Annotated in this window: 23 protein-coding genes and 1 riboswitch; of the genes, 14 read left to right on the top strand and 9 right to left on the bottom strand. The window is 62.5% G+C overall.

Annotated elements, in window-relative coordinates:
* Positions 1-4 precede the first annotated feature (4 nt).
* The 3 genes from IB238_RS19190 to IB238_RS19180 are packed head-to-tail and all read right to left on the bottom strand — an operon-like array spanning position 5 to position 2,969.
* On the bottom strand, positions 5-2,275 hold the full coding sequence (locus tag IB238_RS19190) for a molybdopterin cofactor-binding domain-containing protein (RefSeq protein WP_192250651.1): 2,271 nt from the start codon (positions 2,273-2,275) through the stop codon (positions 5-7).
* A gap of 2 nt (positions 2,276-2,277) precedes the next feature.
* A complete protein-coding gene (locus IB238_RS19185) occupies positions 2,278-2,736 on the bottom strand; it encodes a (2Fe-2S)-binding protein (protein WP_192250648.1) in 459 nt (152 codons plus the stop codon).
* Positions 2,737-2,753: 17 nt separating this feature from the next.
* The gene (locus IB238_RS19180; RefSeq protein WP_192250646.1) at positions 2,754-2,969 is read right to left on the bottom strand and encodes a hypothetical protein; all 216 of its coding nucleotides are present in this window, start codon (positions 2,967-2,969) and stop codon (positions 2,754-2,756) included.
* Between IB238_RS19180 and ispG the strand changes: the two genes are divergently transcribed.
* Complete coding sequence (ispG, locus tag IB238_RS19175) at positions 2,968-4,221, top strand: flavodoxin-dependent (E)-4-hydroxy-3-methylbut-2-enyl-diphosphate synthase (RefSeq protein ID WP_192250643.1); 1,254 nt, start codon at positions 2,968-2,970, stop codon at positions 4,219-4,221. The two genes, IB238_RS19180 and ispG, sit on opposite strands and share 2 nt — an antisense overlap.
* On the opposite strand, the gene IB238_RS19170 is transcribed toward ispG, so the two are convergent.
* The 3 genes from IB238_RS19170 to IB238_RS19160 all read right to left on the bottom strand — a co-directional run bounded on the left by IB238_RS19170 (position 4,222) and on the right by IB238_RS19160 (position 6,983).
* Complete coding sequence (locus IB238_RS19170; RefSeq protein ID WP_192250640.1) at positions 4,222-4,866, bottom strand: LysE family translocator; 645 nt, start codon at positions 4,864-4,866, stop codon at positions 4,222-4,224. It abuts the gene before it with no gap.
* Positions 4,867-5,006: 140 nt separating this feature from the next.
* Positions 5,007-6,062: a histidinol-phosphate transaminase gene (gene hisC, locus IB238_RS19165; RefSeq protein WP_192250637.1), complete on the bottom strand. Its 1,056-nt coding sequence runs from the start codon at positions 6,060-6,062 to the stop codon at positions 5,007-5,009.
* Positions 6,063-6,065: 3 nt separating this feature from the next.
* Positions 6,066-6,983 carry a polyprenyl synthetase family protein gene (locus IB238_RS19160; RefSeq protein ID WP_192250634.1) on the bottom strand — a complete coding sequence of 306 codons (918 nt, stop codon included), beginning with the start codon at positions 6,981-6,983 and terminating at the stop codon, positions 6,066-6,068.
* Between the two features lie 186 nt (positions 6,984-7,169).
* On the opposite strand from IB238_RS19160, the gene mtgA reads away from it, so the two are divergent.
* From mtgA to rpmF, 3 genes are all read left to right on the top strand, one after another.
* Entirely contained in the window at positions 7,170-7,910 is a 741-nt protein-coding gene (gene mtgA, locus IB238_RS19155) for a monofunctional biosynthetic peptidoglycan transglycosylase (protein ID WP_192251333.1), read from the top strand.
* A gap of 73 nt (positions 7,911-7,983) precedes the next feature.
* Positions 7,984-8,631: a glutathione S-transferase family protein gene (locus tag IB238_RS19150; protein WP_192250631.1), complete on the top strand. Its 648-nt coding sequence runs from the start codon at positions 7,984-7,986 to the stop codon at positions 8,629-8,631.
* 224 nt (positions 8,632-8,855) lie between these two features.
* Positions 8,856-9,041 (top strand): 50S ribosomal protein L32, encoded by a 186-nt coding sequence (gene rpmF / locus IB238_RS19145; protein WP_097137963.1) that lies wholly within the window; start codon positions 8,856-8,858, stop codon positions 9,039-9,041.
* Positions 9,042-9,179: 138 nt separating this feature from the next.
* Here the strand turns inward: rpmF and phaR are convergent, their stop codons facing one another.
* Positions 9,180-9,758, bottom strand: coding sequence for a polyhydroxyalkanoate synthesis repressor PhaR (gene phaR, locus IB238_RS19140; RefSeq protein ID WP_192250628.1), 579 nt, complete (start codon positions 9,756-9,758; stop codon positions 9,180-9,182).
* A gap of 329 nt (positions 9,759-10,087) precedes the next feature.
* On the opposite strand from phaR, the gene IB238_RS19135 reads away from it, so the two are divergent.
* The 8 genes from IB238_RS19135 (at position 10,088) to IB238_RS19100 (ending at position 17,939) form a co-directional block, all read left to right on the top strand.
* Positions 10,088-11,269 (top strand): acetyl-CoA C-acetyltransferase, encoded by a 1,182-nt coding sequence (locus IB238_RS19135; RefSeq protein ID WP_192250625.1) that lies wholly within the window; start codon positions 10,088-10,090, stop codon positions 11,267-11,269.
* A 107-nt stretch (positions 11,270-11,376) separates the two neighbouring features.
* Positions 11,377-12,102: a beta-ketoacyl-ACP reductase gene (locus IB238_RS19130; RefSeq protein ID WP_192250623.1), complete on the top strand. Its 726-nt coding sequence runs from the start codon at positions 11,377-11,379 to the stop codon at positions 12,100-12,102.
* Positions 12,103-12,243: 141 nt separating this feature from the next.
* Complete coding sequence (locus tag IB238_RS19125; protein ID WP_192250620.1) at positions 12,244-13,083, top strand: MoxR family ATPase; 840 nt, start codon at positions 12,244-12,246, stop codon at positions 13,081-13,083.
* Positions 13,084-13,131: 48 nt separating this feature from the next.
* Positions 13,132-13,209: riboswitch (SAM riboswitch) on the top strand.
* Positions 13,210-13,265: 56 nt separating this feature from the next.
* The gene (gene metA, locus IB238_RS19120) at positions 13,266-14,189 is read left to right on the top strand and encodes a homoserine O-succinyltransferase (RefSeq protein WP_192250617.1); all 924 of its coding nucleotides are present in this window, start codon (positions 13,266-13,268) and stop codon (positions 14,187-14,189) included.
* A gap of 3 nt (positions 14,190-14,192) precedes the next feature.
* Positions 14,193-14,642, top strand: a complete 450-nt coding sequence (locus IB238_RS19115; protein WP_192250614.1) for a GNAT family N-acetyltransferase — start codon at positions 14,193-14,195, stop codon at positions 14,640-14,642.
* A 5-nt stretch (positions 14,643-14,647) separates the two neighbouring features.
* Entirely contained in the window at positions 14,648-15,835 is a 1,188-nt protein-coding gene (locus tag IB238_RS19110) for a VWA domain-containing protein (protein ID WP_192250611.1), read from the top strand.
* A gap of 112 nt (positions 15,836-15,947) precedes the next feature.
* Positions 15,948-16,964 (top strand): aldose epimerase family protein, encoded by a 1,017-nt coding sequence (locus IB238_RS19105; protein WP_192250609.1) that lies wholly within the window; start codon positions 15,948-15,950, stop codon positions 16,962-16,964.
* A gap of 30 nt (positions 16,965-16,994) precedes the next feature.
* Entirely contained in the window at positions 16,995-17,939 is a 945-nt protein-coding gene (locus IB238_RS19100) for an NAD(P)-dependent oxidoreductase (RefSeq protein WP_348648271.1), read from the top strand.
* Between the two features lie 36 nt (positions 17,940-17,975).
* Here IB238_RS19100 and IB238_RS19095 read toward each other — a convergent pair whose 3' ends face one another.
* The gene (locus IB238_RS19095) at positions 17,976-18,686 is read right to left on the bottom strand and encodes a GntR family transcriptional regulator (RefSeq protein WP_246723724.1); all 711 of its coding nucleotides are present in this window, start codon (positions 18,684-18,686) and stop codon (positions 17,976-17,978) included.
* Positions 18,687-18,909: 223 nt separating this feature from the next.
* Here IB238_RS19095 and IB238_RS19090 point away from each other — a divergent pair, with 223 nt between their 5' ends.
* The gene (locus IB238_RS19090; protein WP_192250603.1) at positions 18,910-19,941 is read left to right on the top strand and encodes a proline racemase family protein; all 1,032 of its coding nucleotides are present in this window, start codon (positions 18,910-18,912) and stop codon (positions 19,939-19,941) included.
* Between the two features lie 43 nt (positions 19,942-19,984).
* Here the strand turns inward: IB238_RS19090 and IB238_RS19085 are convergent, their stop codons facing one another.
* Entirely contained in the window at positions 19,985-20,605 is a 621-nt protein-coding gene (locus IB238_RS19085; protein ID WP_192250601.1) for a cupin domain-containing protein, read from the bottom strand.
* A 202-nt stretch (positions 20,606-20,807) separates the two neighbouring features.
* Here IB238_RS19085 and IB238_RS19080 point away from each other — a divergent pair, with 202 nt between their 5' ends.
* Positions 20,808-22,385: an ABC transporter substrate-binding protein gene (locus tag IB238_RS19080; RefSeq protein ID WP_192250599.1), complete on the top strand. Its 1,578-nt coding sequence runs from the start codon at positions 20,808-20,810 to the stop codon at positions 22,383-22,385.
* Positions 22,386-22,430: the final 45 nt, after the last annotated feature.

The raw sequence follows: 22,430 nt of genomic DNA, 5'->3' as shown, positions 1-22,430 counted from the left end.
CAGATCAGACGAACTCCGCCTCCTTCGATAGCGGCATCGATCGGATGCGCTTTCCAGTCAGCGCGTAGACGGCATTGGCAAGCGCCGGAATCGACGGCGGCGTGCCGGGTTCGCCGGCACCGCCCATCCGGTGCGCGGTTTCCAGCAGCCCCACCTCGATCTCTGGGCACTGGTCCATGCGCATCGGGCCATAGTCGTGAAAATTCGATTGCTGCGCGGCGCCGTCGGCAAAGGTGATCTCCTCGCCGACTGCCGAGGACAGTCCATAGACGATACCCGACATCATCTGTGCCTTGAAGATCGACGGATCGATCACCTGCCCGGGATCGGCCGCGCACCAGACCTTCTCGATGCGGATCTTGCCGCCGACATCGGCGACCTGCACCACCTCCGCCACCCAGGTGCCGAAGGAAAGCGTGAAGGCAAAACCCTTGGCCTTGCCCGCCGGCAGCGTCTCGCCCCAGCGCGACATGGTGCCGACCTTGTCGATGACGTTCACGGCCGTCGGGTAGTCGGCCATCAGCCTGCGACGCAACTCGAGTGGATCAAGCTTTCCGGCCACTGCGATCTCGTCCATGAAGCCCTCGTGGAAAAAACCGTTGAACGAGTTGCCGACCGAGCGCCAGAAGCCGACCGGTATGGAAACCGGTGCCTTGATCCCGCCCACCCGATAGTTCGCGAGCGAGTAGGGCTGGTTCGCCGAACCGTCGGTGATGGTCTTGTCCGGACCGATCGGCGAGAGGCGTGGAAAGTAACGCGGGAGGATGCTGCCCATGATCGAAGGAGCCGCGATGCGCATGTCGACGGCGACCGGCAGGCCGTCCTCGCCAATCCGGGCGCGGAACCGGCCGAGGGCCGCGGGACGATACATATCCTGCCCGATATCCTCCTCGCGTGTCCAGGTGACCTGCACCGGTCGTCCGTCCGCCTCCTTGGCGACGATCGCGGCATAGATCGCATAGTCCACGTCGACGCGCCGCCCGAAGCCGCCGCCAAGATAGGTGGTGTGGACGAAGCAGTTCTCCGTCTCGATGCCGACGACTGCGGCAGCCAGCTGGCGCGCCAGCGTCGGCGTCTGGTTCGGCGCCCAGATGTCGAGCCGGCCGCCCATCAACTGCGCGGTGGCGTTCATCGGCTCCATCGTCACATGCGCCAGATAGGGAACGCTGTAGTCGGCCTCGATGAGCCGCTCGCGCGGCGCGTCCGCAAAGGCCGTTTCGACGTCGCCGTCGTTGCGTCCGTAGCTGATGTCGCCGCCGTCAAGCGCTTCCTCCAGCACTTTTCGGATGCCGTCACTGTCCGGCGGATAGCTGCCCTTGCCCCACTCCACCTTGACCACGGCCGCGGCCTGGAACGCCCGCCAGGTGTTGTCGGCGATCACCGCGAAGCCGTTGGCGATACCCGTCTCGACTTTCAGGACCTTAACGACACCCGGCATCTTCTCGGCTTCCGCAGCGTCGAATCCGACGATCGCACCGCCGCGATAGGGGTTCATCCGCAGCGTCGCAAAGAGCATGTCGGGCAGGCGCACGTCGATGCCGTAGATCGGTGCGCCCGTCACCTTGACGTGCATATCGATGCGCTTCTGCGGCTTGCCGAGGATCTTCCACTCTGATTTCTCGCGCAGGCGGATCTCGGCCGGAGGCGCAAACGCGGCCGCCTCCTGCGCCAGTTCGCCATAGGTGAAGACCTTGCCGGAGGCCGGATCGGTCACTACGCCGCCCTCCGTCCAGAGCGAACCGGGCTCGACGTCGAGCCGCTTTGCGGCAGCAAGCTTCAGCACCTCGCGGGCCGCGGCCCCCGCCTGACGCATCTTGTAGTATCCGTCGATGACGGAAGTCGATCCACCGGTCCCCTGGACACCTAGGAATTTTCCGAGCACGCCCATGCCGGCGCGCATCAACTCGGCCACGGTCGATTCGTCGAAACTCGGGAATGGGACGCCCTCTTCCAGCATCGCCGTGTTGGCGTAGGCATGGCCGGCCGGCCCGTGCTCGACGAGCACCTGGTCGAGGCGGACGTCGAGTTCCTCGGCGACGAGGGCAGCCAGCGTCGTCGCAACCCCCTGCCCCATCTCGGCGCGCGGCGCGATCAGCGTGATCGTGTTGTCGAGCGCGATCTTCACATAGGGGTTGAAGGTTGCCTCCCCCTCGACCAGTTCACCATCGAGCGGATTGGGATAGGGCCTCCAGTAATAGCCAACGGCAAGGCCGCCGGCGACGAGGCCGGTGCCGATCAGAAAGGTGCGGCGTGCGATCTTTCCAATGGTGCCCATCCTCATGCTCCCGCCGTGGCACTGGCAGCACGCTTGATCGCTGCACGGATGCGCGGATAGGTGCCGCAGCGACAGAGATTGCCCGACATGGCATTGTCGATGTCTTCGTCGGTCGGATGGGGGATGGCCTCAAGCAGGGCAACCGCGCTCATGATCTGGCCTGCCTGGCAATAGCCGCACTGGGCGACCTGCTCGTCGATCCAGGCCTGCTGCACTGCATGCAGCCGGCCATCCGGCGTCAGCCCCTCGATCGTCGTGACGGCCCCCGTAACCTCGCTGGCCGGTATCGAGCAGGAACGCACCGGCTCGCCGTCGATGAACACCGTGCAGGCGCCGCACTCGGCGATGCCGCAGCCGAATTTTGGTCCGCAGACGCTGAGTTCGTCGCGCAGCACCCAGAGGAGCGGCATGTCCGGCTCCACATCCACCTCGTGTTCCGTGCCGTTCACGATCAGCTTCATCGCCGTCTCCTCAAGGATTATTTGCCGCTCTTTCGCTGCGAAAAGGGCTGCCCGCTTCCGGCTGCTTCGGCCGCACGATACATCGCTGCACCCATCAACTCCACGTCAATAGGGCTGCGACAGTTGACAAGCCACATTTCCTGTTCCACCTGAGAAGCGAAAAGTCCCGGCAGGAATGTCACAAATTGCCGGTAAGACAGCGCGCGAGAGCGGGCCAGCACGAGGCTATCCATGTCCTTCTCCTTCGATTTCGATCCCAAGCCGCGCCGCCATTCCGTCGGCGTCGATGTCGGTGGTGTCACGGTCGGCGGCGGGGCGCCCGTGGTCGTTCAATCGATGACCAACACGGATACCGCCGATATCGATGCGACGGTCGCGCAGGTCGCAGCCCTCTATCAGGCCGGCTCCGAGATCGTACGCATCACCGTCGACCGCGACGAGAGTGCCGCCGCCGTACCGAAAATCCGCGAGCGCCTGCTACGGCTCGGCCTGGACGTGCCGCTCGTCGGGGACTTCCATTACATTGGCCACAAACTGCTCGCCGACCACCCCGCCTGCGCCGAGGCTTTGGCCAAGTACCGCATCAACCCGGGCAATGTCGGCTTCAAGGACAAGAAGGACCGCCAGTTCGGCGCGATCGTCGAAACGGCGATCCGCCACGACAAACCGGTTCGTATCGGCGTGAACTGGGGTTCGCTCGACCAGGAGCTTTTGACCCGGCTGATGGACGCGAACCAGGAGAAGGGTTTTCCGCTCACCGCCCAAGAGGTGATGCGCGAGGCGATCTGCGCCTCGGCGCTGCTCTCGGCAGAGCTCGCCGAGGAGATCGGGCTGCCACGCGACAAGATCATTCTGTCGGCCAAGGTCAGCAACGTACAGGACCTGATCGCCGTCTACGCCATGCTGTCGGCCCGCTCCGACCACGCCCTGCATCTCGGCCTCACCGAAGCCGGCATGGGCACCAAGGGCATCGTCGCCTCCTCCGCCTCGCTCGGCATCCTGCTGCAGCAGGGGATCGGCGACACGATCCGCATCTCGCTGACGCCCGAGCCCGGCGGCGACCGCACCCGCGAGGTGCAGGTGGCGCAGGAACTGCTGCAGGTCATGGGCTTCCGCCAGTTCCTGCCTGTCGTTGCCGCCTGTCCCGGCTGCGGCCGCACCACCTCGACGGTGTTCCAAGAGCTCGCCCAGAAGATCCAGGACGATATCAGAAAGAACATGCCGGTCTGGCGCGAAAAATATCCGGGCGTCGAGGCGTTGAAGGTCGCCGTCATGGGCTGCATCGTCAACGGTCCGGGGGAGAGCAAGCATGCCGATGTCGGCATTTCGCTTCCCGGCACGGGCGAGCTACCGATCGCCCCCGTCTATATCGACGGCAAGAAGGCGATGACGCTGCGCGGCACCAACATTGCCGGCGAATTCGAGGCGCTGGTCACCGACTACATCGAGAAACGCTTCGGCCAAGGCCAGGCGGCGGCGGAATAGTCAGATCCGCGCCGTCAGCAGCTTCAGGCCGGCAAAGGCGAAGAAGCAGGCCATCAGCGTTTCGATCAGCCGGCGCGATTTCAGGTAGCCGCGGTGCACGGGCGGAAGCGAAAAAATCAACGCAAAGCCGAGAAAGGTGATGAGGCCGATCGCCATGCAGCCGCCGATGAAGACGGCCATCGTGCCGGTCGGCGCGCCCGGCGGCATACCGAGCGAGGTCAGCATGATCCAGGAGAAAATCGCCTTCGGGTTGGTCAGGTGGATGCCTAGCCCCTTGAGATACTGCCGCCGGAGCGACAATCGTGGCAGGGACTGTTGACTGGATTCATAGGCCGCACCGTTGCGCATCGCTGAGCGGAAGGCATTCCAGGCAAGCCACAACAGATATAGGCCGCCTGCGATCTTGAGCACGATGATTGCTTGTCCATAGGTACGGATAAGCGCTGACAGGCCGGAAGACGTCAGCATTGCCCAGATATAAGACCCGGTCAGCACACCGAAGGCCAGCGATAAGCCGGCCCTGCGCCCCTGACTGATCGAAGTGCCGATGATGGCGAGAATGGCCGGCCCTGGTGAGGCGGTTGCAATCAGGCAGGCCGTCCAACCAACAGTCAACTGCGGCAGATAGGGAAGAATGTCGTGCAAGAGATTGCCTCGGCTAAGACAGGCGCGTTCTGCGGTCGCGCAGACCATAAACCATTAAACCTCGCGATGTGAAGCGCCGGACAGTGGCAAGCCGACACCACTGGCGCATCATTCCCGTCGCGAACACACTGTAGCTCGCCTCAGACCATTTCTTCCAGCGCGGCGATCAACCGGTCGCATTCCTCCGGCGTGCCGATGGAGATGCGCAGGAAATCCGATATGCGCGGCTTGGCGAAATGGCGCACCAAAACGGCGCGTTCGCGAAGGCCCTTCGCGATGTCCGCGCCGCTATGTCCGGGATGGCGGGCGAAGACGAAGTTTGCCTGCGACGGCAGCACTTCGAAACCGCGCTGACGCAGAGCGCCCGTGACGCGCTCGCGCGATTCCATCACCTTTTTCCGCGTCTCGTCGAACCAGGCGACATCCTCGATCGCAGCGGTCGCGCCGGCCTGCGCCACGCGGTCGAGCGGGTAGGAATTGAAACTGTCCTTGACCCGCTCCAGCGCGTCGATCAGCGGCCGCTGGCCGATGGCATAGCCGACCCGCAGGCCAGCAAGCGAACGCGACTTCGACAGGGTATGGATGACGAGCAGGTTCTCGTACTTGCGCGTCAGCGGGATCGCGCTCTCGCCGCCGAAATCGATATAGGCCTCGTCGACCACGACAGGCTGATCCGGATGCTCGGCGACGATCGTCTCGATCGCTGAAAGCGGCAGTCCGATCCCGGTCGGAGCGTTCGGGTTGGGTAGGATGATTGCGCCGCAATCGCGCCGGTAGTCGGCGATATCGATTGTGAAGTCGTCCTTCAGCGGCACCTCAACGGCCTCGATGCCGAACAGGCCGCAATAGGTCGGGTAGAAGCTGTAGGTGATGTCAGGATAGAGCAGCGGCTTGTCGTGCTTCAGCAGCGCCGCGAAGGCGTGTGCAAGCACCTCGTCGGAACCGTTGCCGACGAAAACCTCGTCCGGCGCCACGTCATAGGTCTTCGCGATCGTTTCCCGTAAAGTCAGCGCCGACGGATCGGGATAAAGCCGCAGGGTGTCCGCGACCGCCGCCTGCATCGCCGTGATCGCCTTGGGCGAAGGGCCGTAGGGGTTCTCGTTCGTATTCAGTTTGATGAGATTGGCGATGCGCGGCTGCTCGCCGGCGACATAGGGCTTCAGCGTCGAGACGACGGGCGACCAGTACTTGCTCATCAATCAGCTCCTGCGATTGGCGATGAAACGGGCGGTTTCGACCAGAACGCCGGCCCGCTCGCCGAACGGCGAAAGCAGTGCTTCTGCCTCGCCGACCAGTTCGTTGAGCCGGTTCTCGGCCCATTCCTGCCCCTTGAGCGCGACCAACGTACCCTTGCCGCGCGCGGCGTCCTTGCCGGTCGCCTTGCCCATGGTCGCCGAATCCGCCGTCAGGTCGAGCAGGTCGTCGGCAAGTTGGAACGCAAGCCCGATCGTCTCGCCGTAGCGTTTGAGCCGGGCGCGTGTGGCGCCATCGGCATCAGCGATGATCGCGCCCGCCTCGCAGGCGAAGCGGATCAGAGCGCCGGTCTTCATCGCCTGCAGCGTTACGATTCCCGCCTCGTCGGGTGCCGTCTTCTCCGCCGCGAGATCCAGCGCCTGCCCGCCCGCCATGCCGCCGATGCCAGCAGCGCGCGCGAGCGAAAGCACGAGCTCGATCTTGAGCCTGTCCGCCAATGCGGTTTCCGGCGCAGCGAGGATGTCGAATGCGAGCGTCAGCAGGCTGTCGCCGGCGAGGATTGCCGATGCCTCGTCATAGGCGACATGCACGGTCGGCTGGCCGCGGCGCAGGTCGTCATCGTCCATCGCCGGCAAATCGTCATGCACGAGCGAGTAGCAATGCACGCACTCGAGCGCCGCCCCGACCCGCAGAGCTGCGGGGGCAATTCTGTCACCGAGCAGTGCCGCGGACTCGATCACGAGGAAAGGGCGCAGCCGCTTGCCGCCGTTGAGCACACCATGCCGTATGGCCGCCATCAGCCGTTCCGGGCGGGCGGATTCACCAGCCCGCAGGTTCGGCGAAAGCAGGCCCGCGAGTGCGGCTTCGACGTCCTCGGCATGCGATTTCAAGCGTTGCTGAAAAAGGGCGGAATGGCTGGTCATGGCCGCTCTTTGGCATGGGGCGCGACGATAGGCAACGGCGAAGGTTGGGATAGCGGCGCCAAACGCCGGCAAAGTTCTCTGCAACCACTGGCAAACCGGGCGCCGCGACGGTATGAAAGCCCGGAACGGCAAGAGGGACGACACTGGCCTTTGGAGATTGCACCGGAAACACGCGTCGAGGCGCAACTGGATGCCAGACAGCTGGATGCCACAGAACCCGGCCCTGGCGAGGACAGAGGCGTGATCCGGCGGCTTAAACATGGCTGGCGGAAGGCGGTGCTCGCGGTAATCTCGCTGCTGGCTCTGCCCTACCTCCTGATTCCTGTCTATGCTTTCGGCTTCATCCATCCCGTTTCGACGCTGATGCTGCGCGACCTCGCTACGCTGAACGGCTATGACCGCCAGTGGGTGGATTTCGACGACATCGCCCCGGTTCTCGTGCAATCGGTGATGATGTCGGAGGACGGCCAGTTCTGCGCCCATGGCGGCGTCGATTGGAAGCAGATGCGCGGCGTCGTCAATGACGCCCTCGACGGCGCAGCGACGCGCGGCGCCAGCACGATCCCGATGCAGACGGTCAAGAACCTCTTTCTCTGGAATGGGCGCTCCTTTGTACGCAAGGGGCTGGAGCTGCCGCTTGCTGTTGCCGCTGATCTCGTCTGGAGCAAGCGCCGGCTGATGGAGATTTACCTCAACATCGCCGAATGGGGCCCGGGCATTTACGGGATCGAGGCGGCCGCCCAGCACCAATTCAACGTGTCCGCCAAAAAGCTGTCACGGCGGCAGGCGGCGCTGCTTGCGGTTTCGCTCCCCAACCCGATCGATCGCAACGCCGGCAAGCCCGGGCGCGGCCTGAAGCGGCTCGCCACCGTGATCGAGCGCCGCGCCAGCCGCTCCGGCGAATACATCAGATGCCTTTATGATTGAGTTCATACCTTTTCATTGGCGCTGAACGGCAGGCGGTTCTAGGTTCGGAGCAACGAACCTGCAGGGAGCCCCTATGTCCGACCTCGTTCTCTATATTGGCAACAAGAACTACTCTTCCTGGTCCTTCCGCCCCTGGATTGCGATGGAGGCGGCCGGCATCCCCTTCTCCGATCGTGTGATCCCCTTCGACTTCGCCGCCGGCAATCCTGCCTTCAAGGAGCTCTCGCCCACCGGCCGGGTGCCTGTGCTGCACCACGGCAAGGTGCGGGTCTGGGAGTCGCTGGCGATCATCGAGTATATCGCCGAGCTCTACCCCGATGCCGGCATCTGGCCGACAGATCGCGAAGCCCGCGCCCAGGCCCGCTCCGTCTCGATGGAAATGCTCGCCGGCTTCCGCGCGCTTCGCAACGCCTGCCCGATGAACATTCGCCGGCCGCAGCGCGCAATCGATCTGCCGGAAGGCGTTGCGGATGACGTCGCGCGGATCGAGGCGATCTGGCGCGATGCGCTACAGCGCTGGGAAGGCCCCTTTCTGTGCGGCGCCTTTTCGGCGGCGGATGCGATGTATGCCCCAGTCGTCAATCGCTTCCATGCCTACAAGTTGACCACCGACCACGGTTCGCTTGCCTACATGGACCGCGTTATGGCTCACCCTGCCTGGAAGAAGTGGGAAGCGGCCGCATTGGCCGAGACATGGATCGTGCCGGAAGACGAAGCCTGACAGATCACCTGGGAGCGAGCGCCCTTGTTTGTCGCGAGGCGGCGCCGGCGCAGCCGGCAAGATCCGGTGACGGCTTTCGGCACAAAGCGAAAAAATCCTTGCGGGGACTGGTCAAGCGGGTTTTTGCCATGTATAAGCCCGCCAAATTTCCGAGATAGATGCATGTCTTTTTCGGCCATTTTGGGTGGCCTGGGACGTGTTTGCCCGTTCAGTGGAGTAGTGAAATGGCTGTACCGAAAAGAAAAACGAGCCCGTCCAAGCGCGGCATGCGCCGCTCCGCCGACGCCCTGAAGGCTCCGAGCTACATCGAAGACAAGAACTCCGGCGAACTGCGCCGTCCGCACCACATCGACCTGAAGACCGGCATGTACCGCGGTCGCCAGGTTCTGACGCCGAAGGAAAGCGCATAAGCGCTTCCGGATAGCGAGAAATGTGGGCCGGCATTGTCCGGCCCTTTTCTTTTGCCGCTGGGCCCTCAATGCGGGCACCCAGGCGAATTCGGGAACAGCCAGTTTCCTCCGGCCACAGTCCAGTTTCCGCTCGTCAGCCTAGCTCAGATTGTCCAGCTTCGACTGTAGCGCGCGAAGCTGCTCCTTCAGTTCGTCGATGTCCTTGGCTTCGGCCTTCTTCGTTTCCTTCGGTGGCGGCGCGCTTACGAAGGGCGAAAACATCTGCATCGCCTTTTGGAACATCTCGGTGTTGCGGCGGACCTGCTCTTCCACCAGCTGCATCGGCATCTGCAGGTTCTTGCCGATCGGCGTGTCGCCGAAAGCCTTGTTGATCTGCTCGCGCATCTGCACTTGCTGCTCGGTAAAGGCCTGCATCGAGTGCTCGAGGTAGCTCGGCACCACCATCTGCATCTGGTCGCCGTAGAAACCTATGAGCTGGCGCAGGAAGGAGATCGGCAGAAGCGTATTGCCGGTCTTGGATTCCTGTTCGAAGATGATCTGTGTCAGCACCGTGTGGGTGATGTCCTCTCCGGATTTCGCGTCCTGGACGATGAAGTTCTCCCCCTTCTTCACCATCACCGCGAGATCGTCGAGCGTCACATAGGTGCTCGTTCCCGTATTGTAGAGCCGCCTGTTTGCATATTTCTTGATCGTGATCTGACCGTCATTCTTGGCCATCTGGGTCTCCTCATCCCCGCATTCCAACCGCTCTCCGGTCGACTGCGAGTATCCGCAAAAATAATGGTATGACAATCTAATTGTGCGTTGCAGTGAGAAAATGCTGCGCAACATAACTTTTATCCGCCCCGCTTGGGACTGCAGCATACGCGGGAGCGGCGATAAGGCGTTTGACTCTCCATCGAAGCTTTGCCAGTTTTGCCGTGAGGCGGTTGCCGGGCGAGGTCAGTTGACCGGCGCGGCAACCGAAAGGGATTTCCCGGGACGGGACCGCCGCAAGCTGCGGTGGACCTTCGGTCGCGGGTCCAAAACAGTGAGGAAGTAGCCCCATGAGCACACCGTCCATCGTCATCGCAAGCGCGGCCCGGACCGCCGTCGGCTCCTTCAATGGCGCCTTCGCCAACACGCCCGCCCATGAACTTGGCGCAGCAGCGATTTCCGCCGTCCTCGAGCGCGCCGGCGTATCGGCCAGCGACGTGGACGAAGTCATCCTGGGCCAGGTTCTGCCCGCAGGCGAAGGCCAGAACCCTGCCCGGCAGGCGGCCATGAAGGCCGGCATACCGCAAGAGAAGACCGCCTGGGGCATGAACCAGCTCTGCGGTTCCGGCCTTCGTGCCGTCGCACTCGGTATGCAGCAGATCGCAACCGGCGATGCGAACATCATCGTCGCCGGCGGCATGGAGTCCATGTCCATGGCGCCGCACTGCGCGCACCTGCGCGGCGGCGTGAAGATGGGCGACTTCAAGATGATCGACACGATGATCAAGGACGGCCTGATGGACGCCTTCTACGGCTACCATATGGGAATCACGGCGGAGAACGTCGCCCGCCAGTGGCAGCTTTCCCGCGAGGAGCAGGATGCCTTCGCCGTCGCCTCCCAGAACAAAGCCGAGGCCGCGCAGAAGGCAGGCCGCTTCAAGGACGAGATCGTTCCCTTCACCATCAAGACCCGCAAGGGCGACATCGTCGTCGATAGCGACGAATACATCCGCCACGGTGCAACGCTGGATGCGATGACCAAGCTGAAGCCGGCCTTCGACAAGGACGGTACGGTGACCGCCGCCAACGCATCGGGGATCAACGATGGCGCCGCCGCGGCGTTGCTCATGAGCGAAGCCGAAGCCGCCCGCCGCGGCATCCAGCCGCTCGCCCGGATCGTTTCCTGGGCGACCGCCGGTGTCGATCCGAAGATCATGGGCACCGGCCCGATCCCTGCCTCGCGCAAGGCGCTGGAAAAGGCTGGCTGGAAGGTTGGCGATCTCGGCCTCGTTGAGGCAAACGAGGCATTCGCCGCCCAGGCTTGCGCAGTCAACAAGGATCTCGGCTGGGATCCGTCGATCGTCAACGTCAACGGCGGCGCGATCGCCATCGGCCATCCGATCGGCGCCTCCGGTGCTCGCGTCCTCAACACGCTTTTGTTCGAAATGAAGCGCCGTGGCGTCTCCAAGGGTCTGGCGACGCTTTGCATCGGCGGCGGCATGGGCGTGGCCATGTGCATCGAGCGTATGTAAGGCTCGACTTACACTAGCGCCGGCATCCGTCGCGCACGCATTCAAGGGGTGGCGTTTACCAGCGGCACCCCTGGCCCAACGAAAAAACATCAGAGGGGAGTGCACACATGAGCAGGGTAGCATTGGTCACAGGTGGTACGCGCGGCATCGGCGCGGCCATTTCAACGGCCCTCAAGAAGGCTGGCTATAGGGTTGCCGCCACCTACGCCGGCAACGATGAGGCCGCGAACGCCTTCAAGGCCGAAACCGGGATTTCCGTCTACAAGTGGGACGTCTCGAGCTACGAGGCTTGCGCAGACGGCATTGCCAAGGTTGAGGCAGATCTCGGCCCCATCGAGGTGCTCGTCAACAATGCCGGCATCACCCGCGACGCGATGTTCCACAAGATGACGCCTCAGCAATGGGGCGAGGTCGTCAACACCAACCTGACCGGCCTGTTCAACATGACCCATCCGGTCTGGACGGGCATGCGCGACCGCAGTTTCGGCCGGGTGATCAACATTTCCTCCATCAACGGTCAGAAAGGCCAGATGGGGCAGGTGAACTACTCCGCCGCCAAAGCCGGCGATCTCGGCTTCACCAAGGCCTTAGCGCAGGAGGGTGCGGCCAAGGGGATCACCGTCAATGCCATCTGCCCGGGCTATATCGGCACGGAAATGGTTCGCGCCGTGCCTGAAAAGGTGTTGAACGAACGCATCATCCCGCAGATCCCCGTAGGCCGGTTGGGCGAGCCCGAAGAGATCGCCCGCTGCGTCCTCTTCCTTGCATCCGACGATGCCGGTTTCATCACCGGCTCGACGATCACGGCCAATGGTGGGCAGTTCGTGGTCTGAGCCACGGAATTCGACCGGAATTTCGGGCACGAAATCTGCTCGTCGCGCGAAGGCGGCGAGCAGGGCGTTTGGCTTATCCCCTTTACGGACCATGCCGCCATCCCTTAGATGGCCCCTGCGAAAATTCAGCAGGGCAGAAGCATGCAGTTTACCGGAACAGCCGATTACGTTGCCGACAAGGATCTGATGGTTGCCGTCAACGCGGCGATCCGGCTTGAGCGTCCGCTGCTCGTCAAGGGTGAACCCGGAACTGGCAAGACGGAACTCGCCCGCCAGGTGGCGACCGCCCTCGGCCTCGACCTGATCGAGTGGAGCGTGAAGTCGACGACCAAGGCCCAGCAGGGCCTCTACGAGTATGACGTCGTCTCCCGCCTGCGTGACAGCCAGCTCGGCGACGAGCGCATCAACGACGTGCGCAACTATATCCGCAAGGGCAAGCTCTGGCAGGCCTTCGAGGCGCCAATAAAAACCGTTCTGTTGATCGACGAGATCGACAAGGCCGATATCGAGTTTCCGAATGACCTGCTGCAGGAACTCGACCGCATGGAGTTCCACGTCTACGAGACGAGCGAGACCGTTGCCGCAGCAAACCGCCCGATCGTTATCATAACCTCCAACAACGAGAAGGAGCTGCCGGACGCCTTCCTGCGCCGCTGCTTCTTCCACTACATCCGCTTTCCCGACGCCGAGACGCTGGCACGCATCATCGAAGTGCACTATCCCGGCATCCGCAAGTCGTTGCTTTCGGCCGCACTTTCCACCTTCTTTGAAATCCGGGAAACGCCCGGCCTGAAGAAAAGACCGTCCACCTCCGAAGCGCTCGACTGGATTCGGCTGCTCGTCGCCGACGAGGTGGAGCCTGGCGATCTGCGCACCGATCCAAAAACTATGCTGCCGAAACTCTATGGCGCCCTGCTCAAGAATGAGCAGGACGTGCACCTGTTCGAGCGGCTGGCCTTCATGGCACGGCGCGACGGCTAACCGTTCCGGGACGGGCGATTGATTCCGGCGCCGTCTGGCGCTATTGAAGACATGTCCCGTGGTGATTTGGCCGGCCGGCTTGCAGCCACGTAAAACAAGTCGCTAAAGGGCCGCGAGAAGAGATCTTCCCGGACCGGTCGCGATTTTGTCGCCGCCGGTTTTTTTGTTTGATCGAGTGAACCATGCCCATCAAGATTCCCGATACCCTGCCTGCTTTCGAAACCCTCGTTCATGAGGGCGTGCGGGTGATGTCCGAGACGGTGGCTGTCCGCCAGGATATCCGCCCGTTGCAGATCGGGCTCCTGAATCTCATGCCGAACAAGATCAAGACCGAGATCCAGATGGCACGCCTCGTCGGCGCAAGCCCGCTGCAGGTGGAACTGTCACTGGTGCGCATCGGCGGTCACAAGGCGAAAAACACCTCGGAAGAGCACCTCCTCGCCTTCTACGACACGTGGGAGGACATCAAGCATCGCAAGTTCGACGGGTTCATCATCACCGGCGCTCCGATCGAGACGCTGGACTACGAGGACGTGACCTATTGGGACGAGATGAAGCAGATCTTCGACTGGACCGAGACAAATGTCCACTCGACGCTGAACGTCTGCTGGGGCGCGATGGCGGCGATCTACCACTTCCACGGCGTGCCGAAGTACACGCTTAACGAAAAGGCCTTCGGCGTCTTCCGCCACCACAACCGCAATCCCTCGTCCGTCTTCCTCAATGGGTTTTCCGACGATTTCCAGATCCCGGTCTCCCGCTGGACGGAGGTGCGCGCCGAGGACATCCGCAAACGCCCGGATCTGGAGATCCTGATGGAATCCGACGAGACGGGCGTGTGTTTCGTGCAGGAGAAGGCGGGCAAGCGGCTCTACGTCTTCAACCACGTGGAATACGACTCGACTTCGCTGGCCGACGAGTATTTCCGCGACGTGAACGCCGGCGTTCCGATCAAGATGCCGAGGAACTATTTCCCCCACAACGATCCGGCCATCGCCCCCTTGAACCGCTGGCGAAGCCATGCGCATCTGCTGTTCGGCAACTGGATCAACGAGATGTACCAGTCGACGCCGTATGACCTGGAGAAAATCGGTTCGGAGGGATAGCGCATGGAAGGACTCGTAATCAGGCCCGTCACGCAGGCGGACGAGCCCGATTGGCGCCGCCTCTGGACAGACTATCTCACCTTCTACGAGACCACGCTGCCCGAGGAGATCTATCGTTCGACTTTCGCGCGCCTGACGGAGGGCGGCGCCAATGAATTCGCTGGCCTGCTTGCCTTCCATGACGGCAAGCCTGTCGGCCTTGCCCACTATCTCTTCCATCGCTCCTGCTGGACCATCAACAATGTCTGCTACCTGCAGGATCTCTATACCGATCCTGAAGTGCGCGGCATCGGCGTCGGCAGGGCGCTGATCGAGGCGGTCTATGCCAAGGCTGCCGAAGCGGGCACGCCTGAGGTTCACTGGATGACGCAGGAGTTCAACGCGACCGCGCGCCGCCTCTATGACCGCATCGCCGAGAAGACGCCGTTCATCATCTACCAGAAGAACCTCTGACGGCCATGTTCATTCCGTTTTTTCTTGCGCTCAAGGCTGCGAAGATTCCGGTCACGCTCCGGGAATTCCTGGCGCTGCTGGAAGGCATGGAAGCAGGTATTGCGGACTTCGACGTGGAGGCCTTCTACTATCTCGCCCGCAGCGCACTGGTGAAGGACGAACGCTTCATCGATCGCTTCGACCGCGTCTTTGCCGAGACCTTCAAGGGGCTTGAGCCAGTATCAGGTGCCGAGTCGGAAGGTGTCGACATCAAGGTTCCCACTGAATGGCTGCAGAAACTGGCAGAGAAATTCCTTTCCGCTGAGGAGAAACGTCTTGTCGAGAGTCTTGGCGGCTTCGACAAGCTCATGGAGACCTTGCGCCAGCGCCTTGCCGAACAGAAGGGACGCCACCAGGGTGGCTCGAAGTGGATCGGCACGGCCGGCACATCCCCCTTCGGCGCCTTCGGCTATAATCCCGAAGGCGTGCGCATCGGCCAGGACAAATCCCGGCATCGCCGCGCCGTCAAGGTCTGGGACCGGCGCGAATTCAAGGAGTACGACGACAGCGTCGAACTCGGCACCCGCAACATCAAGGTCGCGCTGAAGCGGCTGCGACGCTGGGTGCGCGAGGGCGCGGCGGACGAGCTGGATCTGCCCGGCACGATCCGCTCCACCGCCCAGCACGGCTATATCGATGTCGTCACGCGGCCCGAGCGGCGCAATGCGGTAAAGCTCCTGATGTTCTTCGACGTCGGCGGGTCGATGGACTCGCATATCCGCGATGTCGAGGAACTCTTTTCGGCCGCGCGCGCCGAATTCCGGCATCTGGAGCATTTCTATTTCCACAACTGCATCTACGAGGGCGTCTGGAAGGATAACCGACGCCGGCGCGTCGACGTCACGTCCACACTCGACGTGATCCGCACCTACGGCAGCGACTATCGCGTGATCTTCGTGGGCGACGCATCGATGAGCCCCTACGAGGTCACCCATCCGGGTGGCTCCGTCGAGCACTGGAACAAGGAAGCCGGCGCGGTCTGGATGTCCAGAATCACCGAGCACTTTCACCGGTCGATCTGGCTCAACCCCGTGAAGCAGGAGTATTGGTCCTATACGCAGTCGATCGGACTGATCGACCGCCTCATGCAGGGTCGCATGTTTCCGCTGACGCTTGCCGGGCTGCAGTCGGCGACGAAGGAACTGTCGCGCTAATCTCCCGCAAAAGTATGATTTTATAATTGCCCCGGCTCGGGTTTTGCCTCAATTTGCCGATGTTGGTTCGGCTAAACCGATCATGTGAGTAGCAGACCGGGGAGGACATGCGGTGAATGCGGAGAATGAACTGTTCGGCAGGATGCCGACGGGCGAGCCGGTCTATCGGATCACGATCTCGGGCGGCGGACTGACGGCGCAGGTCATCACCTGGGGTGCCGTCATTCAGGATCTGCGTCTCGCAGGTCACCCACCGCCGCTGGTGCTCGGTTTCGAGAAACTGTCGGACTACCTCGCCCATTCCCCCTATTTCGGCGCGACGCCCGGCCGCAATTCGAACCGCATCGGCAACGGCCGATTTGAAATCGACGGAACCGCCTACCAGCTCGAATTGAACGAGAATGGCGTCACTCACCTTCATGGCGGCAGCGACTGCATCGCAAAGTGCAATTGGCAGATCGTCGAACAATCGGAAAGCCATGTCGTGCTGCGCATTGTCGATCCTGACGGTCGCGCCGGTTACCCCGGCAATTGCACCATCACCTGCACCTATCGGCTGGGCGGCGAAGGCACTCTGTCTGTGCTCTACGAAACGACGAGCGACGCGGCGACAATCGCCAACGTCTGTCAGCATAGCTATTTCAATCTCGACGGCGGTGAGGACGCACTTGGGCACGACCTCATGATCGCTGCAGATCACTACCTGCCCGTCGACAGCCGTCTCATCCCGACCGGTGAAATCCGCCCTGTTGACGGAACGCCGTTCGATTTGCGCGAAATGACGCCGTTGCGTCGACAGACCGATGCGGGCGGCGGCGCCTTCGATCACAACTTCTGTCTGGCTGCGGAACGTCGCGCCAAGAGCTCGGTCGCTCGCGCGCGCAGCCTCAACTCCGGTGTGTCGATGGAGGTGCGGACCACCGAGCCGGGCGTGCAGTTCTACACGGGCGCAAAGCTCGACGTGCCGGTACCTGGCCACGAGGGGCGGCGCTACGGCCCCTTTGCCGGCTTTTGCCTGGAAACGCAGATCTGGCCTGATGCGGTCAACCACGCAGCTTTTCCGAAAGCTGTACTACGCCCCGGCGAAACGCTGAGGCAGGAGACGGACTACGTCTTCATGAACAACTGACAGAACGACCATCAACTCTACGCGTCGGCAATGCCGGCTGCTATTCTGGCGACAGGCGCGCACGCGGACGACGAAAGGAAGACGACCATGACCAAGCAGGCAGTGGGCTTCATCGGACTCGGGTTCATGGGCCAGGGCATGGCGGCAAACATCCTGGCAAAGGGACATCCGCTGGTCGGCATGGCGCACCGCAACCGCGCACCACTCGAGACATTGCTCGCCAAGGGCGCGACCGAAGCGAAGTCGCCGCGCGAGATGGCGGAGCGCTGCGACGTGATCGTCCTTTGCGTCACTGGCTCGCCGGAAGTTCTTGATGTCGTCGAGGGAACGGATGGCATCGCGGCTTCGGGCCGGGTACTCACCATCATCGACTGCTCCACCTCCGACCCGTCCGTCACCACGACGCTTGCAGCAAAGCTCGCGGCGAAGGGGATCACGCTGATCGACGCGCCGCTCGGCCGCACGCCGGCCGATGCCGCCGCCGGCACGCTTGACGTGATGGTCGGCGGTGCCGATGCGGACATCGCCCGGATCCGGCCCATCCTCGACTGCTTCGCCGGCCGCGTCATCCACACCGGGCCGACGGGAACGGGGCACACCATGAAGCTTCTGAACAATTTCCTGTCGATGGGCTATGCCGCGCTCTATTCGGAGGCCCTCATGCTGGGCCGCAAGGCAGGGCTGATGCCGGAAACCTTCGACAGCGTCATCCGCGGCGGACGGATGGATTGCGGCTTCTACCAGACCTTCTTTCGCTGGGTTCTGGAGCGCGACCCGAATGCCCACAAGTTTGCCATCCGTAACGGCTTCAAGGACATGAGCTACCTCGCCGCCTTCGCCAACGCCGAAGGCGTTGCCAACCCTGTTGGGGCGGCCGTGCGCAATTCATTCGCCCTGGCCGTCAACGCCGGTCGCGGCGAGGACTATGTGCCCATGCTGTCCGACTTCGTCGCGGAGGCGAACAGGCTCAAATAGCCAATTCGGTGCCCACGGAAGGTCGATGTCCGCTGATCAGGCCCTCTCTTCGCGCAGGAAGGCGACGAGCGAGCGACCAGCATCCAGAACGTGGTTTCGCGTCAACTGCGAGGCGAGTTCCGCATCTTTCGCCATGCACGCCTCCAGGATCGCCTGATGCTCGCGCTTGGCTCGCATGACGCCGTCGGTCAGGGTGAGTTGAGCTCGCAGATATCGATCGATGCGATCAAGTGAACCACGAACGATCTGCAGATAATACGGCCGGCGGGCGGCTTCGTAGAGACTGTAGTGAAAGCTGCGGTTGGTCTCGCCCCATTTGGCCGGATCGGGCTCTCGGCCGAACTCCTCGCAGTACCCCCGAGCAATGTCGAGCGTCCGGCGATCCATGTTGGGTACTGCCAGGCGGATGACCTCGGCTTCCAGCATTGCCCGGAATTCGAAGATTTCCTCGATCTCTTCGATCGAAAGGCCAGCGACGACAGCGCCCTTGTAGCGTTGTGTCGTGATCAAGCCTTGTTGCTCCAGCCGCGACAGCGCTTCGCGCACGGGGATGCGGCTGGTGTTGAACATCTGCGCGATCTGGTCCTGCCTGAGGTTTTCGCCTTCGCCAAGATCGCCCTCGATGATGGCCTTGCGCAGCGCCTCATAGACGATATCGGCCGCGGACGCGGCTTGCCTGACATCGACGGCATCGAGCTTCATATGTCCAAACCCCAGTTTGCGAAGGGCAACGTTCGCCGCTGCCATTTTTCGGTCATAGGTCCAATCCGTCACGCGGGCAACAGAGCGTGCGCGGCTGAAGGTTTCAATCATATTTCATATTGTATATTGGATCCAATATTTCTATGAGTGATTTCCGCCGACCCGGAGGCATCAAACGTCCGAGCCGGCACGGATCTCAAAAGCGTCACCGATCTCGTGAAACATGCGTAGCACGGTCGGAGCGTGTCGATATGAGGGAGTAAGAGGTATGCGCAGCAGCAAGGTAATCCACATCGTTTCCTGTCACGCCGAGGGCGAGGTTGGCGACGTCATCGTCGGCGGCGTCGCACCGCCACCCGGCAAGACCGTTTGGGAGCAGCGCCGCTTCATCGCGGAGGACCAGGGCCTGCGCAACTTCGTGCTGAACGAGCCGCGCGGCGGCGTCTTCCGCCACATCAATCTCCTGGTGCCGCCGAAGGACCCGCGGGCGACGATGGGCTTCATCATCATGGAGCCGGAGGACACGCCGCCAATGTCCGGCTCGAACTCGATCTGTGTTTCCACGGTACTGCTCGACAGCGGCATCGTGCCGATGGTCGAGCCGGAAACGCGGATGGTTCTGGAGGCCCCCGGCGGGCTGGTCGACGTGGTTGCCACCTGCCGCAACGGCAAGGCTGAACGCATCACCGTCACCAACGTTCCCTCCTTCGCCGACAAGCTCGATGCAAAGCTCGAAGTGGAAGGCCTCGGAACGCTCACGGTCGACACGGCCTATGGCGGCGACAGCTTTGTCATCGCCGATGCCCGCGCGCTCGGATTCTCCGTAACGCCAGATGAGGCGCGCGAGCTTGCCGAGACCGGTATCCGCATCACCAATGCGGCCAACGAACAGCTTGGCTTCACCCATCCGGAAAACCCGGAGTGGAACCACATCTCGTTCTGCCAGCTGGCGCTGCCGGTCGAAGAGAAGGACGGCGTCCTTCATGGCCGCAACACGGTCGTCATCCAGCCGGCAAAGCTCGACAGGTCGCCGACCGGCACGGGATGTTCGGCACGCATGGCGGTGCTGCATGCCCGCGGCCTGATGAAGGTCGGACAGCGCTTCAGCGGCCATTCGATCATCGATTCGCGTTTCGATTGCCGGATCGTCGGCGAAACTACAGTCGGCGGTCGCCCGGCGATCGTTCCGGAAATCTCCGGGCGGGCCTGGGTCACCGGCACGCACCAGGTGATGCTCGATCCGGACGATCCGTGGCCGGCCGGCTACCGCCTCGCCGACACCTGGCCGCGCAAGCAATAGTACGCTCTACGGCACCGCGCGAGCCTCGCGCGGTGCCGGAAGCTCAGTCCTCCGTAATGATACGGGTGGTGCCCACCCAGAGTTCCCTTGCAGGCCCCGGGCCGACATTGCGGGCCCGATGCGGCAGGGAGGACGGAAAATGCAGCGTGTCCCCGGCACGCAGCCGGTATTCCTTGCCGTCGACCTCGTAGAGCATCTCGCCCTCGATCAGGTAGAGGAAGTCCTCACCCTCGTGGCTCGTCAGTTCGGAGACATAGCCCGGCGGCATGTGGGTGATGCAGCCGTTGAGCTTGGCACCCGGGAAGCCACGTTCAAGCAGCTCGTAAACCCGTTCCTTCGTCTCTACATTGTAACCAGGCCGCTCTCCTGCATGGGATACCATCGAATGTGAATGTCGTGGCGGTTGCGACAGGAAGGCATCGACAGTGGTGCCGAGCGCGTTGACGACGTTGTAGAGCGAAATCAGCGATGGCGTCGAGAGTCCCCGTTCGATCTGACTGATGAAGCCCTCTGTCAGACCAGCTTCGGCAGCAACTTGTTTCATGGTCTTGCCGATTTCCTTGCGGCGCGCTCGCAGCATGGGGCCGAGCTTGGCAGCTGCCGGAAATTCGGAAGGAGGGGTGCCGGCATCTGCCGCGACCGCCTCGTCAGTGTCGAGGGTCATATCTTCTTTCCGCTTGACTTGCGTCTATCCATGAACTTTAGTTCAGCTAAAGTCGGATGCGCAAGCCGGTAACACCGGCGCGCACCGCCTTGATGGGGAGACAACAACAATGCTCTCGCGACGGTCCGGACGCAAAGGAAAATGTCCGGATAGTTTGGATCCAATATCCGATCGTCGCGTGCCATTGAACGGAGGAGTGATAATGAAACGTTTATTGCCGATTCTTCTCGGTGCGGCACTCGGATTGGCGTCCGCCACGTCCGCATTCGCAATCGAACGCGGTGGCGTCATGACCTTTGCCCGGTATGACGATTCCACCGTCATCGACCCCGTTTATGCCGACCGCAATCCGGATCTGTGGATGGTGACCGGCCTTTATGAGACCCTTCTGCGCAATGGCCCGGATGGCATGATCGAGCCCGGCCTCGCCGAGGGATACGAGGTATCGGCGGACGGCCGGACAGTTACGCTGACGCTCAAGGACGGCCTCAAATTTTCCGATGGTTCGCCACTGACCGGCGCCGACGTCGTCTTCTCGCTCGATCGTGCGCGCGATCCGGAGCTCGGCCCCTGGGCGGGCCTGCTGGGCGCCGTCGAAAAGATCAGCGCCGAGGATCGCAAGATCACGCTGTCGCTGAAAAATCCGGATCCGACGATCATCTCCATCCTCGCCACCTTCAACACCGGCATCATGCCGAAGGCTGCGTTCGAGAAGGCTGCCGGCGCCAACGATCAGGAGAAGGCGCGTGCCTTTTTCGCCGCCGGCCCCGTCACCTCCGGCCCGTTCACGCTGAAAAGCCGTGTTCAGGGATCGAGCATGAGCTTTGCGCGGAACCCGAACTACTGGCGTCCGGGCGAAGACGGCAAGCCGCTCCCCTATCTCGACCAGGTCGATTTTATCGTCATCCCGGATGACGCTACCCGTATCCTGAAGCTGCAGGCCGGCGAGGTCGATGCGGCTGAATTCATTCCCTTCGCCCGCGTCGGCGAACTCGGCGCCGATCCGAACCTGACGATGGAACTCTTCCCGTCGACGCGTATCGTCTATGCGCCGATCAATACGCGCGACACCCGCAAGGATGGATCGAAGAACCCGCTCGCCGACGTCAAGGTGCGCCAGGCGCTGAACTATGCGACCGACAAGAACGTGCTGATCAAGCTCGTCACCTTCGATACCGGCAAGCCCATGACATCGCTCATGTCGGCGGCAACGCAGTTGCACTACGGCCCCGAGCCCCTCTACCCCTACAATCCGGAGAAGGCCAAGCAACTGCTTGATGAGGCGGGTTTGAGCGGCGGGTTCGAGGTGAAGCTCACGACACTTGCCGGCAGCGCCGACGACGCGACGCTGTTCACCGCGCTCCAGCAGATGTGGGCGCCGCTGGGCGTCAATCTGCAGGTCGAGCAGGTCGACAACCCGACCCGCGGCGAAAAGAACCGGTCCGGCGACTTCGACATCCATACCTATGGCTGGGCGAACGACGTGAACGACCCGGCGCAGGTGACCGGCTGGCTCGGCTACTACAAGCAGCGCCAGGCCGTCGGCACGGGCTGGAACAATGCCGAGTTCAACGCGCTCTTCGAAGCCTCCAACGTCGAAGTCGATCCGGCGAAACGCAAGGACGAATACAAGAAGATGCAGGAGATCTATGCGGCGGAAGCCCCCCTGCTCTTCCTCTTCGAGACGCCTTTTGCCGTTGCCGTCTCCAAGTCGATCGAAGGCTACGTCCAGACCCCGCTCGGAGCGAATGACTTCTCCGAAGCCTGGCGCGCCAAGTGACAACAGCATGATAACCCGGATGCCGGGCGCATATTGCGTGCGGCA

The sequence above is a fragment of the Rhizobium sp. ARZ01 genome (genome assembly GCF_014851675.1).
Classification (GTDB): Bacteria; Pseudomonadota; Alphaproteobacteria; order Rhizobiales; family Rhizobiaceae; genus Mycoplana.
The sequence above is the reverse complement of the archived record's forward strand: the minus strand, read 5'-3'. Positions and strand labels throughout refer to the sequence as shown.

Coding starts and splice junctions, on each gene's coding strand:
- IB238_RS19100 (WP_348648271.1), top strand. CDS start 16,995: ATGCCGGCTGCTATTCTGGCGACAGGCGCGCACGCGGACGACGAAAGG.
- IB238_RS19130 (WP_192250623.1), top strand. CDS start 11,377: ATGAGCAGGGTAGCATTGGTCACAGGTGGTACGCGCGGCATCGGCGCG.
- IB238_RS19135 (WP_192250625.1), top strand. CDS start 10,088: ATGAGCACACCGTCCATCGTCATCGCAAGCGCGGCCCGGACCGCCGTC.
- metA (WP_192250617.1), top strand. CDS start 13,266: ATGCCCATCAAGATTCCCGATACCCTGCCTGCTTTCGAAACCCTCGTT.
- rpmF (WP_097137963.1), top strand. CDS start 8,856: ATGGCTGTACCGAAAAGAAAAACGAGCCCGTCCAAGCGCGGCATGCGC.
- IB238_RS19085 (WP_192250601.1), bottom strand. CDS start 20,605: ATGACCCTCGACACTGACGAGGCGGTCGCGGCAGATGCCGGCACCCCT.
- IB238_RS19190 (WP_192250651.1), bottom strand. CDS start 2,275: ATGGGCACCATTGGAAAGATCGCACGCCGCACCTTTCTGATCGGCACC.
- ispG (WP_192250643.1), top strand. CDS start 2,968: ATGTCCTTCTCCTTCGATTTCGATCCCAAGCCGCGCCGCCATTCCGTC.
- IB238_RS19090 (WP_192250603.1), top strand. CDS start 18,910: ATGCGCAGCAGCAAGGTAATCCACATCGTTTCCTGTCACGCCGAGGGC.
- IB238_RS19080 (WP_192250599.1), top strand. CDS start 20,808: ATGAAACGTTTATTGCCGATTCTTCTCGGTGCGGCACTCGGATTGGCG.
- IB238_RS19180 (WP_192250646.1), bottom strand. CDS start 2,969: ATGGATAGCCTCGTGCTGGCCCGCTCTCGCGCGCTGTCTTACCGGCAA.
- phaR (WP_192250628.1), bottom strand. CDS start 9,758: ATGGCCAAGAATGACGGTCAGATCACGATCAAGAAATATGCAAACAGG.
- IB238_RS19150 (WP_192250631.1), top strand. CDS start 7,984: ATGTCCGACCTCGTTCTCTATATTGGCAACAAGAACTACTCTTCCTGG.
- hisC (WP_192250637.1), bottom strand. CDS start 6,062: ATGAGCAAGTACTGGTCGCCCGTCGTCTCGACGCTGAAGCCCTATGTC.
- IB238_RS19125 (WP_192250620.1), top strand. CDS start 12,244: ATGCAGTTTACCGGAACAGCCGATTACGTTGCCGACAAGGATCTGATG.
- IB238_RS19115 (WP_192250614.1), top strand. CDS start 14,193: ATGGAAGGACTCGTAATCAGGCCCGTCACGCAGGCGGACGAGCCCGAT.
- IB238_RS19160 (WP_192250634.1), bottom strand. CDS start 6,983: ATGACCAGCCATTCCGCCCTTTTTCAGCAACGCTTGAAATCGCATGCC.
- IB238_RS19185 (WP_192250648.1), bottom strand. CDS start 2,736: ATGAAGCTGATCGTGAACGGCACGGAACACGAGGTGGATGTGGAGCCG.
- IB238_RS19110 (WP_192250611.1), top strand. CDS start 14,648: ATGTTCATTCCGTTTTTTCTTGCGCTCAAGGCTGCGAAGATTCCGGTC.
- IB238_RS19095 (WP_246723724.1), bottom strand. CDS start 18,686: ATGGCAGCGGCGAACGTTGCCCTTCGCAAACTGGGGTTTGGACATATG.